Consider the following 1283-nt stretch of genomic DNA (forward strand, 5'->3'; position numbering starts at 1 on the left):
CCCACCCCCCCCCCCCATGCCGGCGCCCGGCCGGGGGCGCGCGGCCCCCCCCCCCCCCCCCCCCCGCCGCGTTCCCGCGCCGTGTTCCCGCGCGGCCCTCTCCTTTGCGGCCGCGCCCTTCCCGCGAGGCGGATGTGGAGCGTGTCAGGCGAGCGCGGCCTGCCCGGCCCGCGCGCTCTCCCGCAGATCGGCGAGCACCTCGGAGAGGCGGTCCAGGCCGGCGGCGATCCAGGGCAGCGACGCCGGGTCGGGGGAGGCGAGCGCGGCGAGCCGCTGCTCGTCGGTCTCCCCGTACAGCAGGCTCGGCGCGACCCGCAGGCGCAGCGCCTCGTCCGGCTCGCCGAACGAGCTTCCGGGCAGCACCCCCACGCCGTAGCGCTCCAGCAGCAGCCCGGACAGGTCGGCGGACGTCCGCACCCCGTGCCCGGAGCGCAGCGCGTCCCGGAGCGGGCCGAGGTCGGGGTAGACGTAGAAGGCGCCCTGCGGGGCCGGCACCCGCGCGCCCGCGGCGGCGAACCGGGCCGCGACCGCCCGGGTGACCGCCGCGTGCAGCCGGCGGCTGCGGTCGACGTGCTCGACCAGCTCGGGCGGCTCGGCGAACGCGAACGCGGCGGCGTGCTGCACCGGCGCGGGCGCACTGGACCAGACCTCGCTGGCGATCCCGAGCACGGCGGAGCGCAGCGCGGCGCCGAACGGGCCGTCCGGCAGCCGCGCCACCCCGAGCCGCCAGCCGCCGGCCGCCAGGCTCTTGCTCAGCGCGGTCGTCACCACGGTCCGCTCCGGCGCGAACCGGGCGGGGCTCGGCACCGCGCGGTCCCGGTCGTGCACCAGGTCGCGGTAGATCTCGTCGGAGACGATCACGAGGTCGAGGTCGCGCGCGGCCGCGCAGAGCCGCCGGACGGTCCGCTCGGAGGCGAGCGTGCCGGTCGGGTTGTCCGGCAGCGTCACGACCACGGCCCGGACGGTCCGTCCGGCGGCCCGCGCGCGCACCACCGCGTCGGCGAGCAGCGCGGGGCTCGGCACCCCGCCCTCGCCCGGCGGGGTCGCCACCCGGATCGGCCGCACCCCGGCCAGCGGCGCCTGCGCCGCGTAGCTCACCCAGCTCGGCGTGGGCAGCACCACGTCACCGCCGATCGCCATCAGCAACGCGAACAGCAGCGGCTTGCTGCCGGGGCCGCCCACCACGCCGGACGGGTCGGTGGGCAGCCCCCGCCGCGCCCAGTACCCGGCCGCCGCCGCGCGGAGGGCCGCCGACCCGGCGACCGGGCCGTAGCCGCCGCGCG

1 protein-coding gene is annotated in these 1283 nt (G+C 80.3%); it reads right to left on the minus strand.

Features of this window, described 5'->3' with window-relative positions; all coding sequences use genetic code 11:
• Positions 1-144: 144 nt before the first annotated feature.
• On the minus strand, positions 145-1283 hold a 1139-nt coding region (locus F9B16_RS46985), incomplete at its 5' end, for a pyridoxal phosphate-dependent aminotransferase (RefSeq protein WP_151546762.1).

It is taken from the genome of Actinomadura montaniterrae (assembly GCF_008923365.1).
GTDB classification, from domain to species: Bacteria; Actinomycetota; Actinomycetes; order Streptosporangiales; family Streptosporangiaceae; genus Spirillospora; species Spirillospora montaniterrae.